Consider the following 17,700-nt stretch of genomic DNA (forward strand, 5'->3'; position numbering starts at 1 on the left):
AATCGTTGAAATGTGGATTTTATAACTAATATTTTATCGGGAGGGGAAATGATGTCTTGGTTACACCTAATGATCTTAATTCCATTTATCTTTGCAATAGCGGTCCCGTACCTATATAAGAAATTCACACCGCGCATACATACGGGATGGTTTGTCCTTTTCGTACCATTATTGATATTTAGTAACCTTTTAACCTTTATACCCACAATTTCGCAAGGAAATACATTCACAGCTACTGTACAGTGGCTTCCTTCATATAATATTAACTTTACAACTCATGTGGACGGATTAAGTTTCGTTTTCGGATTGTTAATTGCAGGGATCGGTACTCTAGTTATTCTCTATTCCATTTACTATATGTCGAAACATCGCGAGGCGCTTCATAATTTCTATGTTTACCTATTGTTGTTTATGGGAGCGATGCTTGGTCTGGTTTTTTCTGATAATATTTTTGTTTTATATGTATTTTGGGAAATGACAAGCGTGTCTTCCTTCTTATTAATTGCCTACTGGTATGAACGTGAAAAATCTCGATATGGTGCGCAAAAGTCTATGTTGATCACGATATTTGGCGGACTTGCCATGCTGGCGGGTTTCATTATGCTTGCCATGATCTCGGACACGTATAGTATCCGTGAAATGGTGAGTCATGCAGCGGTTTTTCCTTCACACTTATTATTTTTTCCGGCAATGATCCTGATTCTCATTGGTGCGTTTACTAAATCAGCACAGTTTCCATTCAGCATTTGGTTGCCGGACGCAATGGAGGCCCCTACACCAATAAGTGCTTATTTGCATTCTGCTACCATGGTTAAAGCGGGAATCTACCTTGTTGCCCGCCTCACACCCGTTTTTGGAGGATCTGCTGAATGGTTCTGGATCGTGTCAGGTGTAGGGATCATTACTTTATTATATGGCTCGGTAAATGCTGTAAGACAAACAGACCTTAAGGCTTTACTGGCATACTCAACCATAAGTCAATTAGGTTTAATCATGAGCCTGCTTGGTTTTGGTTCTGCATCATTGTATTTCAAGATTGGAGAGGATTCCACCGTATATGCAGTGGCCATTTTTGCTGCGATCTTCCACTTAGTGAACCATTCAACCTTTAAAGGGTGCCTGTTTATGGTTGTTGGCATCATTGACCATGAGACGGGCACGCGTGATATTCGAAGGCTTGGTGGCTTGATCCATTTAATGCCGATTTCCTTTACCCTTGCTGTAATCGGCGGTTTCGCTATGGCAGGTCTTCCTCCCTTTAACGGTTTTTTAAGTAAGGAAATGTTCTTTACAGCCGTTTTAAATACGGCACAACTGTCGGCTTTTAATGCGGACTATATTGGGATAATCATTCCTATCATTGCATGGATTGCCAGTGTGTTTACATTTGTGTACAGCATGATTTTAGTATTTAAAACGATTAGAGGGAAACATAAGCCTGAAAAACTGGGCAGGGAAGTGCATGAAGCACCAATTGGGATGTTAATTCCCCCACTAGTTCTTGCTTCCTTAGTCATTGTGATTTTCTTTTTTCCAAATGTCCTTTCACACTATTTATTAAAACCAGCTTTAATGGCTGTTTTGCCAACACTAGCTCAAGAAGGAGAACTACATGTCAAAATTAGTGCTTGGCATGGTTGGAATACAGAGCTATTTATGACTCTTGGGGTGATAGGAGTTGGAACGCTATTATATATTTATTTGAAAAAATGGCATCGAATATATCACGTTTATCCAGAGGGTCTAACATTAAATAACATCTATAACCTTGGTATAGAAAAGATGGAGAATGTTTCTCGATTGATTACTAATCGCTATATGACAGGATTTATTCGTCATTATCTCGTCTATATTTTTTCATTTATCATCCTTCTCTTAGGCGGGTCGATGTTATTGTTCGATGGCTTTTCCTTTAACCCCTCTGCTGATGCACCTGTTAATTTTTTTGAAGCAGGATTAATGATTGCTATGGTTATTACTGCATTAACAGTTCTTTTTTCGAAGAATAGAATGACCAGTATTGTTGCTGTTGGGGGACTAGGTTTTCTTGTATCTTTTTTCTTTGTCTTATTTCGAGCCCCGGATTTGGCCTTAACCCAGTTGGTAGTGGAGACAGTTACAACAGCCTTATTTCTCTTATGTTTCTATCATTTACCTCAGCTTCGGAAAGAAGTTAGTCGTGTGCGGTTTAAAGCAGTAAATGCTGTGATCTCGATTGGTGTGGGCGCTGTTGTTACCGTTGTTGCTCTATCTGCTAATGGGAATCGTTTATTCGCATCGATTTCGAGTTATTATGAAAACTCCTATGAATTGGCGGGTGCTAAAAATATTGTAAATGCAATCCTCGTTGATTTCCGAGGGTTTGATACCATGCTGGAAATTTTAGTGCTATGCATTGCTGGTTTAGGGGTTTATACCTTAATAAAGCTAAGATTATCAGGGGGGGATAAAAATGAAGGAACCAAATGATGTCATCATCAGAAGTGTCACAAAAGTGGCAGTCGTAATCATTCTAACATTTGCCATTAATCTATTTATCTCAGGTCATCATTATCCCGGCGGCGGGTTTATCGGAGGACTAGCCTTTGCATCTGCCTTAATCCTTTTATTTCTTTCGTTTGATATTGAAACGGTTCTTAAAAATATTCCGGTAGATTTTAAAGTTCTGGCTGCAGTGGGGGTCTTAATTTCTGTTCTGACAGGGGTCGGCTCTTTGATGTTTAATGTACCGTTTTTATCTCAGTCTTTCGGTTATTTTAATCTTCCTGTTTTTGGAAAGACGGAATTGGCAACAGCAGTGATTTTTGATGTAGGGGTAGCGTTGGCGGTCATTGGCACCTCCATCACAATCATATTGAGTATAGGTGATGATCGATAATGGAAACGTTAATGTCTATCCTTGTCGGAATATTATTTGCTATAGGTATTTATTTGATTTTGACGAAACGTTTATTGCAAATTATTTTAGGAACATCGATTCTTGGTCATGGTGTTAATTTACTCATTATCACGATGGGAGGGTTAAAAAAGGGAGGTCCGCCGCTCCTTGGAATAAAGAATCTTACCTATGCTGATTCATTGCCGCAAGCCCTCTTATTAACGGCGATTGTCATAAATTTCGCCACAACTGCTCTGTTTTTAGTGTTGAGTTACCGGGCTTATAAAGTTTTGGGCACGGATGATACAGAGCAACTTGGAGGTATTGAGAATGAATAATTTAGTGATATTGCCCATCATTATCCCGATCATCACAGGGATGATGATGGTTATTTGGAAGAAAAATAGTAATTTCCAAAGGGTTCTTAGTATTTTATCAACCGTAGTGGTGGGTGCCGTGGCCATTTATTTAATGGTCCAGATTGAAAAAGAGGGGATTCAATACCTGCATTTAGGAGGTTGGGAAGCCCCCTTTGGTGTAAGTTTGGTCGCTGATATGTTTTCAGTTTTACTTGTCCTTGTGACCTGTATTGTTTCCTTATGTTGCTTATTATATGCTTTTCACTCGATCGGGAGAGAACGGGAATCTTACTACTTTTACCCTTTGTTTTTATGTCTCATTACTGGGGTAAATGGCTCATTCCTTACAGGGGATATTTTTAATTTATTTGTCTGCTTTGAAGTGATGTTGGTTTCTTCCTATGTGTTGATTTCCCATGGAGGAACGAGAATTCAACTAAGGGAGTCTATTAAGTATATTCTAATTAACATCATCTCATCTTTTCTATTTCTTGTTGCCATTGCCTATTTATATGCCATAACTGGTACGTTGAATTTTGCTCATCTTTCGATTCGGGTAGCAGAGGTTGGCCAAGAGGGACTTATGAATACGGTAGCGATTCTATTTTTAATTGTGTTTAGTTTAAAAGCCGGTTTATTTCTATTTTATTGGCTTCCTGGTTCTTATAGTGCTCCACCTACTGTAGTTGCTGCCATATTTGCCGCACTATTAACTAAGGTAGGGATTTATGCGATTATTAGAGTTTTTACGTTAGTCTTTTATCATGACCCGCAAGTTACGCATTTATTAATCGGGATATTAGCAGCTGTAACGATGATATTAGGAGCGATAGGTGCTGTAGCTTATGGAGATATTAAGAAAATATTAACTTATAACGTCATTGTAGGAGTGGGATTTATTTTAGCCGGAGCGGCTTCTTTCACAACGGAAGGGATGACGGGATCATTATTCTATTTAATCCACGATATGATTGTTAAAGCTCTCATTTTCCTATTAGGTGGAACAATCATTCATCTTACAGGAACGAGTAAACTTAATGAAATAAGTGGTCTTATCCGGCTGCACCCGGGATTAGGCTGGATGTTTTTTATTGCCGCCTTATCACTATCAGGAATTCCGCCATTAAGCGGCTTTTTAGGAAAGATTTTTATTTCAGAAGGAACTTTTGAAGCAGGATACTTTTGGTTGGGTGGGATTGGATTACTTACCAGCCTTATGGTTTTGTATTCGATTATGAAAATCTTTATGAATTGCTTTTGGGGTTATACGGACTTAACGGAGGAGGATGAGAAAGGGACAACCAAAGGGTTAATGTTACCTATTGGAATTCTGACCATGTTAACAATTGCCCTGGGCTTAGGTGCGGAAGGTATTCATGCTTACGTTGATGATGCTGTTGAAGGCTTAATGAATCCAAGCATTTATATTGAAGCTGTATTGGGAAGCGGCCAAAGACAATAACCTAATCGTATTTTTGATGGTGGAAAGGGGTGGCAGCCATGCCCATGCAAGTATTAATAAATCTATTAATCGGTGTTATCTGGATGTTCCTTCAAGATGATTGGAGTGTTTTAACATTCTTTAGCGGTTACTTATTTGGTTTGTTGGTCCTTTTTATCCTGAGAAGATATTTACCAACAAAATTTTATTTGGTGACATTGCTTGCCATTGTTCGGCTTTTTCTTGTATTTATCATTGAACTATTTACATCCAGTATATTGGTTATTCGACAGGTGACACGGCCTAGAATCAATATTACTCCAGGTATTTTCACATTGGAAACGGAGTTGGAAGGAGATTTGGAGATTACCTTATTGGCCTTACTGCTAACATTGACTCCGGGATCGGTTGTGGTGGAGGTTTCTTCAAACAGTAAAAAGTTTTATATCCATGCGATGGATATCCCGGAATCAAGCGATGCCGTTCTTCATTCTAAAAATAAATTTGAAAAGGCTATTAAGAGGGTGACACGTTCATGATACAGGGAATATTAATTTGTTCATTAATTTTCTTGAGTTTTGCCATTTTTGCTACGATTTTTCGGTTGGTAAAAGGGCCGACAGCACCTGATAGGGTGCAGGCACTCGATGCATTAGGGATTCATTTAATATCAGGAGTGGCTATATTTTCAGTTTTGCTAAGAAGTACAGGATTTTTTGAAGTGATTTTATTAATTGGCATTCTCTCCTTTATTGGGACAATTGCCTTTGCGAGATATATTGAAAGAGGTGTGGTCATTGAGCGTAATCATTCAGATTGAACTGATTGCAGTTAGTTTAATATTGGTTGGTACCATTTTCAGTTTTTTAAGTGCAATTGGATTCATTCGCCTCCCTGATCTTTATACACGCTCACATGCACTTTCAAAAGGATCAACAATGGGTGTCCTCTTTATTCTTGTTGGTACCTTTCTCTTTTTTATCATGGAAGGAATTTTTAGCATCCGGTTATTTCTTGGTATTTTCTTTGTTTTTCTTACAGCTCCAGTTGCAGCCCATGTCATTGTACGTGCGGCTTACCGCTCAAATGTTGCTCTTTCAAAAGATAGTGTTAGAGATGATTTGAAAGAAGTTTACAAAAATGAAGGAGTGATTGGAAGTGAACAAAGAAGAAGTGAAGAACTTGGGGAATAAGTCACAATAGCTTCTTTATCCTTTTTTAGAAAGATGATTGGCGTTTTTTCGATGTGGATACCGACATACGAAATAAGCTCCTCCACCTTGACTATTATGTAGCACCTGAAGAAAATCATGCTTCAGTTGTACCGACTATGATGAGCCGCGCACTTCGTTTTTGCTCGAGAGAAGCTGGTAATTCCAATAAGTTCATATGAGGTCTATTTGTGCTTCATGCAAATTTAAGTTTATTTATAAAAGTTACAGTAGTTTTAGAATGGAAATTTCATTGATTAGACATGGTAAATCTAAATATACTGATAGTTTTCGTATAACAGGTGAAGAGTTTAATGATTGGGTTAAAAATTACAATGATCAAGGAGTATATGAAGAAGATTTTTTTCCTCATGAGACACTTAACAAGATACATTGGCTACTACAGCTATAAGTTTATCCAACTCATGATAAAAATGAAACGAGAAATTGTTTTGCCGACAATGAGGAAATCTTTTCGCTAAGTTGCATTGTGACTTCAAAAGAAATGAAATAAAAGTTGACTGATATTCTAACTGAACATGTAGTGAAAAAAGATGTAGAGTCGGCATAAAAAGATTCGAGGTGAAATGCAGATGGATCGAAGAATAAAAGAATTAGTTGATTTGACGAAGAAAAAATTTGGATTAGATAATTATTATTTAAAACAACATAGCTTTTATCGAAACGTCAACATCTTTAATAAAACGATTTATACGCTTTGTATGGAATGGTTTCCTAATCATATAATTGAACAAGAGGATGATGAGTCAAATCCAGAAGGTGCGGCCGTTATTGAGATCAATCTACATACTCGTAAATTTGAACGCGTTATTTTTGTCATGGGGAAAACATATGCTAAAGATGGGATTACGTTTGCAAATCTTAATCTAAATAACATGATCAATTGGATTGAATACGAAACAGGATTGACATATGGAAAGCAGTTTCAATTGGATAAACAAGAAGAAGGAGCATTTCGCTTTAGAGAATGTATCGATGGTGTTGCCGTTTCACCTTCAGGATATATCGAAGTTAATGTTAATCAGGAAGGGGATCTCACCTTGTACAGAGTCAGTGGACAATTTCCTTCTAAAGAAATGGTTAAAGAAGAAGCTTACACACTGACCCTTGATATGATAGAGCACTTAGCAAAGGAACAATTGCAGTTGGTCGAATTTCCTTCCTATGACCAGGAAAAAATGATTCCTGTTTATGCGGTGGAAGAGATTTATGTCGAGAATGATGGGATGTTAACGATTCCATTTGAGTTTATAACAGATGTAAGGTCGTATTTAAAAATAGATAAAATAATGAATTGGAATGAATCAATCAACGTACCATTTGAAAGAAAAGAGATTGGTTGGATAGAAGATGTTACAACGGAACAAGCTTTTTCAGCTGAGCCAAGTCCTGATACATTCCCAATCACAAAGGCAGAAGAAGATCGATGTGTGATGACAGTCAAGGACCTTTTACGACAGGAATATCCAAATGACACAGGAAAATGGATCCTTAAAACGCTGCATCGAGATAAAGGGTATATTCATGCTACATTAAGGGCAAAACGCCAGGAAAATCGTGTGTTTCAGAGAAAAATCAAGGTCATGATTGATGCAAATAGTTTTCAAGCAGTAAATTACATAGATAACAAGTCGATGCTAGAGATGTTTGAGGAATTTCAAGTACCTGATAACGGTATGATAACAAAAGAAGAAGCGTATGAAAAAATCAAAGAATTGTTTGAGCTAAAGCCTTATTATGTTTATGAATTTAAACAGAACCAATATATTTTATGCGGGAAATTAGATTGTCAATATGGAGTGAATGCATCAAACGGTGAAGTTATTGCTTTAGCAGATTTATAGTGTTCTTGCCGATAACGATTATTGGTACAGGTGTTTCAGTGATAGTATGTATACTGAAGCAAAGGAAGATTAAGCAGAGAAATATTCCCTCCTGGTTCTTAATGATTATCTAACCTTTTTCTGACAATTAATGCAGTTCCTCGCTATCAGCTTCAGTCGAAGAGTGTATTTTCTGGGAAATAATCGTCTTGTTTTGCAGTTAATTGATAGTGTAGTCCATATCTCTAAATTCCATTTTAGTATTCCCAAGTAAGCCCGTCTGTGTATTAGCAGAGGTTTTCTTGGGATTTATTATTCATCACCTTATAATGGAATAAGACCATGAACGTTTATCATGAAGAAATAAACGGAAAGTAATCCTCCACTTCCCCTTAAAGAAATACCTTCAGAATGACTTTTCTACATTATAGAAGTGCTCTTTCCAAACTCTCAATAAAAAAATTGCCCTTTCAAAAAAAACGAATATTTTATTGGCAGAGGTGCGTGTATATTTTAGTAAAGCCAAAAATAAAAAGCTTTAAAAGTTGACATTTTGATAGAAAGACGAATTTTTTTGGTTGAGAGTTTTGAAAATACAAACTATTGTTAGGGAAACACAAAAGAAATATTTTTTTTTCAGGAAGTACAGGAAATCTTCATTATGATGACAGGGGGATTAACAATGTATCAAAAAATTCTACAAACGAATGAATCTTTTACAAGGAAAATGCTGGATTACCAAGACCTTGATCCGACCAGTAAATATTTTGGCGGCATTATTGATCCGATTATGGGAGTTGCCTTGCCAAGCCACGGGAATACCCCAAAAGTTATGGCCGCCTGGGTTGCCTCAATTGCAAACCCTGATTCTCAGTTTTATCAAAGTGAGGAGTTAAATGAACGATTACGAAAAATGTCTGAATATATGCTAAGGCAACAGCATCAGGATGGAACGATTTCATTGGGATCAACGAATTATCATTCCCCGCCTGATACTGGATTTGTCGTTGTAGGTTTAACACAGGTTTATTTGTTATTAAACAAGCAATCATCGGACATGTACAATGATGTTTGCGCCAATCTGAAGCTTTTTTTAGAACGGACTGTGCCTGCCCTTCTCACTGGCGGCTGCCACACTCCAAATCATCGCTGGGTTCTGACTGCTGCCCTATCCTTTTTAAATCAACTCTTTCCAAATGAAGAATTAGTAAGCCGTGCTGAAGAATGGTTAGCGGAAGGATTAGATTTTACAGAAGATGGAGAATGGACGGAACGAAGCAATGGAATTTATAATGCCGTGAATAACAATATGCTTTACCATGCTGCACAAAATTTAAATCGCCCAGAGCTACTCGAGCCTGTTAGAAGGAATTTAGAATTAATGCAATATCTTGTTCATCCTTCAGGAGAAGTTGTTACAGATTATTCGGGTAGACAAGATTTTGGAGTGACATCTAATTTAGCAAACTATTATTTCATTTATCGCTTAATGGCAGCACATGATAAAAATCCGCTTTTTTCGTATATGGCAGACTTGGCAGCTGAAAGTGTAACAGAACCTGGCAGTGTTGATTCTAATGCGATGATTGGACATCTGCTTTATCCGGACAGAATGAATAATGAGGGGGAACGGCAGCCTATTCCTAATGAATATGTGAAAATCATCAATAAGCAGTTTCCGCGTTCTGAGTATTTAAGCAGGGTTGCTGATGTAGGCCATCATCTGAAAATTTTGCACAGTGCCCCACATACAGCGTTTGGGTCACCAATTGTCCGTTATCGAAAAAAAGATACGAGCGCGACGATCATGACCAATACTCCTTCATTTTTTTCACTTCGACATGGAAAAGTGAGACTGTTAGGAACAAAGATTGCAACTGCTTTTTCACCAGGGATTGTTTATTTTGATGAATTGAAGGAACTGAATGATGGCTATGTGTTAAGTGCTGTGATGGAGAAAGGATATAACTCGCCTATTCCGAAGCCTTTTTTAGATGAACTGCAGAGTATTGATGGTAACAGTATTCCGTGGTATTTGCTTCCACATCAGCATCGTGATGTTACCCATCTTCAGAAGCACGAAATTACAGTGACGATCACTCCAGGGAAAGACGTGTGGAAGCTTCACATTAAGAGCGACCAATTGGAAGAGGTTTTTACACAAATAACGTTTATTTTTGATCAAGAGGGAACATTTAGTGGAGAAGGAGTGAAGCATGTTCGGAATGAGCAATACTTCTTAACTGAGGGCAAGGCAGCTTACTCTGTAGGAAATCATTCGATTGAAATCTCACCAGGCTCTTATGACCATTGGTTGGATACGCTTCGTGAAGATGAACATTCAGCAGGATGTAAACACTTATCGTTAAACCTTATGACTCCATTCGATCGAGTCATTGAAATCAAGCTAAAATAGGTGAAAAATAGATAGCTAATAGAAAAAATTAAGATTATTAATAATTGCACTTTTCCTAGAAGGTAGAATTATTGTTATTGAAAACAAGTGAAATTCCTTATAAAGTCTTGTTAAGCGCTTACAACTTAACTCGATAAAGGGGGCTCGATGGTGAAATTAGAGCATATTCAAACAGCTGTACGAAAATTATTTCCGACCTTTCTACAAAGATCCGGGTGCGGGAAAATGGTTTAAAACCTCTAATGGGAATTTTTTACGCGGAGCTATTGTCGGTCAAGGAGATATCGAAATAAGAGAGATTGTCAAGCAGATTAAAGCTTCAGGTTATGATGGTTATATTACGTTGGAATTTGAAGGGATAAAGGAATGCAGGGCAACATCCAAAATTGGTATGGAGAACATTCGACGTTTTTGGAATGAAGTGTAACAAAAGCTTTACCTATTATTAATTCCATCTCAATAGATTAGACAGGAATTACTAGAAGATGATTTTGAGCAATTTCCGAAAAAGATATCTTTAGAAATAGCTCTTGTGGCTTTAAAATTCTTAAATACTATCGGCCATGAATGGGAATATTCAAAGGAATAGGATTGAAGGTGATAGATGAACTTAGAATCTATCACCTTTTTTGTTATAAACAAGAAAACCCTAGGCTAGGCCTAGGGTTCCAAAAAGCTTTCAGTGTGGTATAAAAAAACTCCCTTGTGGTGCTTAAATATTTTTGGTTCGCCAACCAAAATATCAGCATACGGAGGAGTTCTTAAGTCTAATAAAGACACTAATAGTTTAGCACACACAACTTAAGTATCATTATTAGTATTTATCGTCAACCTTTCCTAGTGACAAAAGGTAAGATAAGTTGAAATGAATTTTTACAGATTGTCTAAAGCAAATAATATTATTCCCTATATAATAAAATTTATATTCAGAATTATCTAATAATATTAACGAAAGGGAGTGATATTTTATGTTAGAAATAGTTAATTTCTTGAATAGGTATATTTGGAGTAATGCTCTAGTATTCCTATTCTTAGCTGTCGGACTATTTTTTACCGTCCAAACCAGATTCGTACAAGTCAGACGTTTTAAAGACATGGTTACTTTACTATTTGAAAAGAATGATGACAACGCAGGTATTTCTTCCTTCCAAGCATTAGCAATGTCTTTAGGTAGTCGTATCGGAACGGGTAATATCGTTGGTGTGGCTACCGCTATTAGTTTAGGAGGGCCAGGGGCAGTTTTTTGGATGTGGATCACAGGATTTTTTGGAAGTGCAACTTCTTTTATCGAGATTACACTAACTCAAATTTATAAAAGTAAATTAGAGGGGGAGTATCGTGGTGGTACACCGTTCTATATTTACAAAGGATTAAATTTAAAATGGTTCTCTGTTATTTCAGCCATTATTTTAACAGTAGTTATCGGTATTTTCTGGCCTACTGTACAAGCTAATACAATCGCATTAACTGTAAAAGATTCTTTTAATATTCCACCTTTGGTTACAGGAACTTTATTAGCCTTATCAATCGCTGTTATTATTTACGGTGGTGTTAAGCGTATTGCAACTGTTTCAGAATATTTAGTTCCGTTTATGGCGTTTGGATATGTCGGTATCTGTATCGTATTATTAGCTATCAATGCTTCTGAAATCCCGGCTATGTTTTCATTAATTGTTTCTAGTGCATTTAATTTAAATGCTACATTCGCTGGCCTTTTAGGTACTGCAATTGCTATGGGAGTACAGCGTGGAGTGTTTGCAAGTGCTGCAGGTCTTGGTACTGAGACTTTTGAGTCTGGTGCGACAAGTGTATCCCATCCTGCAAAACAAGGTTTGGTGCAAGCGCTTTCGATTTATATTGACACTTTCTTAATTTGTACTTCAACTGCTTTTATGATTTTAATTACAGGAATGTATAACGTTAATCCTAAAGGAGGGGAGCCTATTGTTAACAACTTACAAGATGCTGGTCCTGAATTATATACTCAATTCGCAATGGGAACTCTAGTTTCACAGACGTTTGGTCAATATTTCATGACTGCTTCATTATTCTTATTTTGTTTTACAACTTTAATTACGTATTTCTACAAAATGGATACAAATATCTCATTTGTTAAAGAAACACTTAATCTAAAACATTCAAGCAAATTTGTTAACCACTTAGCACGCTTCGGTCTTCTCGGAATGGTCATTTTCGGTGCTATTAACTCAGCCCCATTAATCTGGGGGATTACTGACTTAGGTGTTGGACTTCTCGGATGGATTAACGTAATCACAATTTTCCTCTTATCTAAAATTGCTGTTAAAGCGCTCAAAGATTACGATGAACAGAAAAAAGCAGGACTCAATCCTATCTTTCGTCCAAGTAAAGTTGGTATTAAAAATGCTGATTTTTGGGAAGAACTTGAAACAAAAGAGCTTGGGGAAAAAGAAAGCGCTGCTGCTTTAACTAAACCAGTTAATAGAAGCCTTAGTGATCTTCAACAATCAGATGTTTTTCTGGAGTAACGAAAAAAGCCCAAATTCTCAATTTTAATAGAGAATTGGGCTTTTTCGGTGTTGCACGGTAAGAGATTATTAGATTGTGAAGGCATTTTTATGTTTAAAAATACAATTTAAAAGGAAAATAATGAAAGGAGGGATGATGATGAAGTTTGTAATTATCGGCGGAGATGCAGCAGGGATGAGTGCTGCTATGCAAATTGTCCGCAATAGCTCCGGAAATGACATAACGGTTTTTGAAAAGGGTGGAATCTATTCGTATGGCCAATGTGGCCTCCCTTATGTCATTAGTGGAAAAATTGCATCTACAGATAAATTAATTGCCCGTACGCAGGAAACGTTTCGCAATAAATACGGAATTGATGCTCGAATTTTTCATGAGGTGGTGAATGTTGACGCAAAGAGTAAGCAGGTAAGCGGAATTGACCATGCAAATGGAAAAACGTTTACTATGCCGTATGACCGTCTTCTTATTGCAACGGGTGTAAGTCCGGTAATCCCGGATTGGGAGGGTGTGAACCTGCCAGGTATCTTTACGTTAAAAACGATTCCAGACGCAAAGAAAATGATGGATTACCTGAAAAAGGAGATCAAGCATGTGACGGTGATCGGCGGCGGATACATAGGGCTTGAAATGGCAGAAAGCTTTGTGGAGTTAGGCAAGAAGGTCACGATCATCGAACGGAATGAGCAATTAGCAAAGATTTTTGATAAAGAGATGGCAGAGCTTATCCATGAGGAAGCAATAAAGCAAAAAATTGTATTAAAATTTGGGGAGTCTGTTGAAGCCTTTAAGGGTCAGGATCATGTGGAATATGTGAAAACCGACAAAGGCGAGTATGAAACAGATCTTGTCCTATTGGCCATTGGCGTGAAACCAAATACGGCATTTTTAAAAGATTCCGGCCTTATCACAAGTGTAAATGGTGCGATTCAGGTAAATGCCTATATGCAGACAAGCTTGGAGGATGTCTATGCTGCTGGGGATTGCGCCACTCAGTATCACCGTATTAAAGAAAAGGATGATCATATTCCTTTAGGGACTCACGCAAATAAGCAAGGACAAATTGCTGGCTTGAACATGATTAACCATCATAAAACCTTTAAAGGTGTTGTAGGGACATCGATCATTAAATTTTTTAATTTAACATTGGGACGAACAGGGATTTCTGAAGCTGAAGCAAAAAGATTAAACATCCCCTGCCAATCAGTAACCATTCAAGCGACAGATATTGCCGGATACTACCCTGATGATCAAAAAATGACGGTGAAATTAGTGTATCATGAGCATTCATATAAGCTTTTAGGCGGACAAATCATCGGTGGAAATGGTGTGGACAAACGAATTGATGTATTAGCTACAGCATTATTCCATTCGTTGACAACCGATCAATTACTGGATTTAGATTTAGCTTATGCTCCGCCATATAATAGTGTATGGGATCCTATTCAGCAAGCAGCTAGAAAGATAAACTAGCTACTTATAACAATAAGATGTAAAAAGCCTTTCTAAAATAGAGAGGCTTTTTGTTTTTCTCCTTTATTCTAGAACCAAATACCTAGCATAAGTCTGTGAAATGTAAAATAAAGTTAAAAAGAATTTATTGTTAAGTTGAATTGTCTAAAGCCAGGAATACGTAAATGAAAAGGAGGATGTTCATGAAGGGGAATAACTTATCAACAAAAACAATCGTTGCAATTGGAATTGGAACAGCAGTGTTTGTCATCTTAGGTCGTTTTGCTTCAATACCATCTGGAATTCCGAACACGTCGATCGAAACGTCGTATGCTTTTCTTGCTTTAATGGCTGTTGTTTTTGGGCCGATTGCCGGCGGACTTATAGGGTTTATTGGGCATGCCTTGAAGGATGCATTATTTTATGGCTCACCATGGTGGAGCTGGGTGATTGTCTCTGCATTGGTCGGTTTCTTAATCGGTTATGCAACACGAAAATCAACGGTTCAGGAGGGTGTTTTTGCAACGAAGCAAATTGTCTTGTTTAACATCATTCAGGCAATTGTACAGGCGATTGGCTGGATCTTGATTGCCCCGATTTTAGATATATTGATATATGCGGAGCCAGTTAACAAGGTCTTCTTACAGGGAGCCGTTGCTGCAGCTGCAAATATTGTTACTGTCGGTGTTTTAGGGACAATTTTAATCACTGCCTATGCAAAAACACGAACGAAATCCGATAGCTTGAAAAAGGAAGAAACATTATAATTTCAAACGGTTTTGATTTCATAAAAGGGGCTGACTTTGAAAGGAAGGTCAGTCCCTTTTGATAATAAATGAGTGATAGGGGAAATGGAATGAAAGTGCCAGTGATTGAATTTAAAAACTTTGGTTTTAAATATAAAAGTCAAGCGGAGCCAACACTTATCGATATTAATCTTACAATCTATGAAGGTGAAAAAGTACTAATCGCGGGTCCTTCAGGCTCTGGAAAAAGCACACTTGCTCATTGTATGAACGGACTAGTTCCTTTTTCTTTTAAAGGAGAGATCACTGGAGAGCTGAAGGTAAAGGGAAAAGACACAAAAGAACAGGGGATATTTGCTCTGTCAAAAATAGTAGGGACTGTCCTGCAAGATCCTGACGGGCAATTTATCGGTTTAACAGTTGGGGAGGATATGGCCTTTTCTTTGGAAAATGATTGTGTAAACCAAGAGGAAATGAAGGAAAGGGTTCAAGAAATAGCCAAGATTGTGGAGCTTGATGGCCATTTAAACCATTCTTTGCACGAATTATCAGGCGGACAGCGACAACGGGCTGCCCTTGGCGGAGTCATGGTTGATCAGGTGAAAATTCTTCTATTTGATGAGCCTTTGGCAAATCTCGATCCTGCAACAGGGAAGCATGCAATGGAGCTAATCCATCGTATCCATGAAGAGACAAATGCAACGGTTCTTATTGTTGAACATCGAATCGAGGATGTTCTCGATCAAGAAATGGACCGAATCATCATTATTAATCATGGACGAGTTGTGTGTGATCTGTCTCCAGATGAGCTATTAGCCTCAAATGTATTAGAGGAAAATGATTTACGTCAGCCTTTATATGTAAAAGCATTAAAATATGCTGGTTGTCGAATTACCCCTGATATATGTCCAACTCATATGGATCGCCTTTTAACAAATTCCTGTAAAGAAAAACTTTTATCCTGGTTTGAAGGGGGAATACCACAAAAGTCAGATCTGGAAAAATTCCCAGTCTTAGAACTTCAGCAAATTCATTTTCAGTATAATGATCATCGTAAAATTTTGAATGATGTTACATTGACAATTTCAAAAGGTGAGATGGTTAGTATAGTAGGAAAGAATGGTGCGGGAAAGTCTACTCTTTCCAAACTGATTTGCGGCCTTGAAAAACCTAGTGCCGGAAGAATCTTAGTAGATGGAAGAGATATTACGCATGACACGCTGAAGGAACGATCGCTTAAAATCGGCATGGTGTTACAGAATCCGAACCAAATGATTTCAAAAGCAATGGTCTATGATGAGGTTGCCCTCGGACTTTGTGTCAGGGGAATTCAGGAAAACGAAATAAAAGATCGTGTTACACATACGCTCAACATATGCGGGCTGCTTCCGTTTCGAAATTGGCCGGTTTCTGCATTAAGCTATGGTCAAAAAAAACGGGTCACGATTGCATCCATTCTTGTGATGCAGCCGGATATTCTCATATTGGATGAGCCCACAGCAGGTCAAGATTACCGCCATTACACAGAGATCATGGAATTTCTTGTTGAACTAAATAGACTTGGAGTTACCATCTTAATCATTACACATGATATGCACCTTATGCTTGAGTACACACCTCGGGCAATTGTTATCGCAAATGGAAGAGTCATAGCAGATGATCAAGCAACCAAGATTTTGAGCAGCCAGCATATAATGGAACAGGCCAATTTAAAAGAAACATCTTTGTACGAATTAGCCAAAAGAGCAGGTATCAATGAAATGAACGATTTTATACGTCAGTATATATTTTACGAAAAGGGGGAAAAACGCTTTGGTCGTTAATATGCTGTCTTATATTGATCGAGATTCACCAGTTCATCAACTAACAGGTGCAACAAAACTGATTTGTTTTCTCTTTTGGTCAACCGCAGCTATGCTTACATATGATACTCGAATTCTCTTATTTTTGCTTTTTAGCAGTATTCTTCTATTTCATCTATCAAAAATCAAATTTAGTGATATTTCCTTTGTTTTGGGCTTCATCCTGTTCTTCCTTTTACTAAATAATATAGCCATTTACATCTTTTCTCCTCAGGAAGGTGTTGGGATTTATGGATCAAAGCATTTATTAATTGAGCTGCCAAAGAGCTATGATCTCACCCTTGAGCAATTATTCTATCAATTTAATGTAACGTTAAAATACATTACAGTCATTCCAGCAGCACTTATCCTCATCTTAACGACAAATCCTAGTGAATTTGCAGCTTCATTAAATAAAATCGGCATAAACTATCGAATTGCGTTTGCTGTAGCACTAACTCTGCGCTATATCCCAGATCTTCAAAGGGAATTCAGAAATATTGCTCTCTCACAGCAAGCACGCGGACTTGACATGTCGAAAAAAGAAAAGCTTCCAGCTCGAATGAAAAATGCGGTATCCATTATTATGCCACTCATTTTTTCAAGCTTAGATCGAATTGAAACGATTAGCAATGTTATGGAGCTGAGGGGGTTCGGAAAGAAGGAAAAACGAACATGGTATCGTGAACGCCGCTTTCACAAAAACGACTATGTCGCATTCTGTCTAACCGCAGCTATTTCGGTCATTACACTTATGATTACCTTCTTTGATGGGAATCGTTTTTATAATCCTTTTTGATGGGATGTTTATATTATTGTTGGAAATTAATTACAAGTAGTGACCCTTTAAAGGATGAATAATCAGCAAATCGAATTGTATAAGGTATTAAAAAATAATACTTGCTTCGTAATTAAGAAGGATATAAAAAGGTTCATAATGGATTGGTTTAAGGTGAAGCAAATTACATACTTAGTTCTTTTTTGATAAATCCTCACATTTTAATATA

The 17,700-nt window shown here is 37.5% G+C and carries 14 protein-coding genes and 1 pseudogene; all 15 read left to right on the forward strand.

The window, feature by feature from the left end; genetic code table 11:
• The first annotated feature begins 51 nt into the window (after nt 1-51).
• The 15 genes and pseudogenes from ACSVDH_RS02825 to ACSVDH_RS02895 all read left to right on the forward strand — a co-directional run bounded on the left by ACSVDH_RS02825 (nt 52) and on the right by ACSVDH_RS02895 (nt 17,492).
• Nucleotides 52-2,469, forward strand: a complete 2,418-nt coding sequence (locus tag ACSVDH_RS02825) for a Na+/H+ antiporter subunit A (RefSeq protein ID WP_439253114.1) — start codon at nt 52-54, stop codon at nt 2,467-2,469.
• Nucleotides 2,453-2,878 (forward strand): Na(+)/H(+) antiporter subunit B, encoded by a 426-nt coding sequence (locus ACSVDH_RS02830; RefSeq protein ID WP_439253116.1) that lies wholly within the window; start codon nt 2,453-2,455, stop codon nt 2,876-2,878. Before ACSVDH_RS02825 ends, ACSVDH_RS02830 begins: the two co-directional genes overlap by 17 nt.
• Complete coding sequence (locus ACSVDH_RS02835) at nt 2,878-3,216, forward strand: Na(+)/H(+) antiporter subunit C (protein WP_299088953.1); 339 nt, start codon at nt 2,878-2,880, stop codon at nt 3,214-3,216. Before ACSVDH_RS02830 ends, ACSVDH_RS02835 begins: the two co-directional genes overlap by 1 nt.
• Nucleotides 3,209-4,699, forward strand: coding sequence for a Na+/H+ antiporter subunit D (locus tag ACSVDH_RS02840; RefSeq protein WP_439253118.1), 1,491 nt, complete (start codon nt 3,209-3,211; stop codon nt 4,697-4,699). The genes ACSVDH_RS02835 and ACSVDH_RS02840 overlap by 8 nt, the downstream gene beginning before the upstream one ends.
• A 38-nt stretch (nt 4,700-4,737) precedes the next feature.
• Nucleotides 4,738-5,217, forward strand: coding sequence for a Na+/H+ antiporter subunit E (locus ACSVDH_RS02845; protein ID WP_439253119.1), 480 nt, complete (start codon nt 4,738-4,740; stop codon nt 5,215-5,217).
• Nucleotides 5,214-5,498 carry a Na(+)/H(+) antiporter subunit F1 gene (locus ACSVDH_RS02850; RefSeq protein ID WP_299088957.1) on the forward strand — a complete coding sequence of 95 codons (285 nt, stop codon included), beginning with the start codon at nt 5,214-5,216 and terminating at the stop codon, nt 5,496-5,498. The genes ACSVDH_RS02845 and ACSVDH_RS02850 overlap by 4 nt, the downstream gene beginning before the upstream one ends.
• Nucleotides 5,476-5,871: a monovalent cation/H(+) antiporter subunit G gene (gene mnhG, locus ACSVDH_RS02855; protein WP_439253120.1), complete on the forward strand. Its 396-nt coding sequence runs from the start codon at nt 5,476-5,478 to the stop codon at nt 5,869-5,871. Before ACSVDH_RS02850 ends, mnhG begins: the two co-directional genes overlap by 23 nt.
• Nucleotides 5,872-6,482: 611 nt before the next feature.
• Nucleotides 6,483-7,754 carry a hypothetical protein gene (locus ACSVDH_RS02860; protein ID WP_439253122.1) on the forward strand — a complete coding sequence of 424 codons (1,272 nt, stop codon included), beginning with the start codon at nt 6,483-6,485 and terminating at the stop codon, nt 7,752-7,754.
• Nucleotides 7,755-8,415: 661 nt separating this feature from the next.
• On the forward strand, nt 8,416-10,149 hold the full coding sequence (locus tag ACSVDH_RS02865; protein WP_439253123.1) for a hypothetical protein: 1,734 nt from the start codon (nt 8,416-8,418) through the stop codon (nt 10,147-10,149).
• A 187-nt stretch (nt 10,150-10,336) separates the two neighbouring features.
• Nucleotides 10,337-10,576, forward strand: a pseudogene (locus tag ACSVDH_RS02870) (sugar phosphate isomerase/epimerase family protein); the annotation flags it as partial.
• Nucleotides 10,577-11,117: 541 nt separating this feature from the next.
• Complete coding sequence (locus ACSVDH_RS02875) at nt 11,118-12,656, forward strand: alanine/glycine:cation symporter family protein (RefSeq protein WP_439253125.1); 1,539 nt, start codon at nt 11,118-11,120, stop codon at nt 12,654-12,656.
• A 139-nt stretch (nt 12,657-12,795) separates the two neighbouring features.
• Nucleotides 12,796-14,127, forward strand: coding sequence for a CoA-disulfide reductase (locus ACSVDH_RS02880; protein WP_439253126.1), 1,332 nt, complete (start codon nt 12,796-12,798; stop codon nt 14,125-14,127).
• A gap of 182 nt (nt 14,128-14,309) precedes the next feature.
• Nucleotides 14,310-14,873 (forward strand): ECF-type riboflavin transporter substrate-binding protein, encoded by a 564-nt coding sequence (locus ACSVDH_RS02885; RefSeq protein WP_439253127.1) that lies wholly within the window; start codon nt 14,310-14,312, stop codon nt 14,871-14,873.
• 89 nt (nt 14,874-14,962) lie between these two features.
• Entirely contained in the window at nt 14,963-16,675 is a 1,713-nt protein-coding gene (locus tag ACSVDH_RS02890) for an ABC transporter ATP-binding protein (RefSeq protein WP_439253129.1), read from the forward strand.
• Complete coding sequence (locus ACSVDH_RS02895) at nt 16,665-17,492, forward strand: energy-coupling factor transporter transmembrane component T family protein (RefSeq protein WP_439253131.1); 828 nt, start codon at nt 16,665-16,667, stop codon at nt 17,490-17,492. The genes ACSVDH_RS02890 and ACSVDH_RS02895 overlap by 11 nt, the downstream gene beginning before the upstream one ends.
• Nucleotides 17,493-17,700 lie beyond the last annotated feature (208 nt).

This window comes from Metabacillus sp. Hm71 (assembly GCF_051842955.2).
Taxonomy (GTDB): domain Bacteria; phylum Bacillota; class Bacilli; order Bacillales; family Bacillaceae; genus Metabacillus.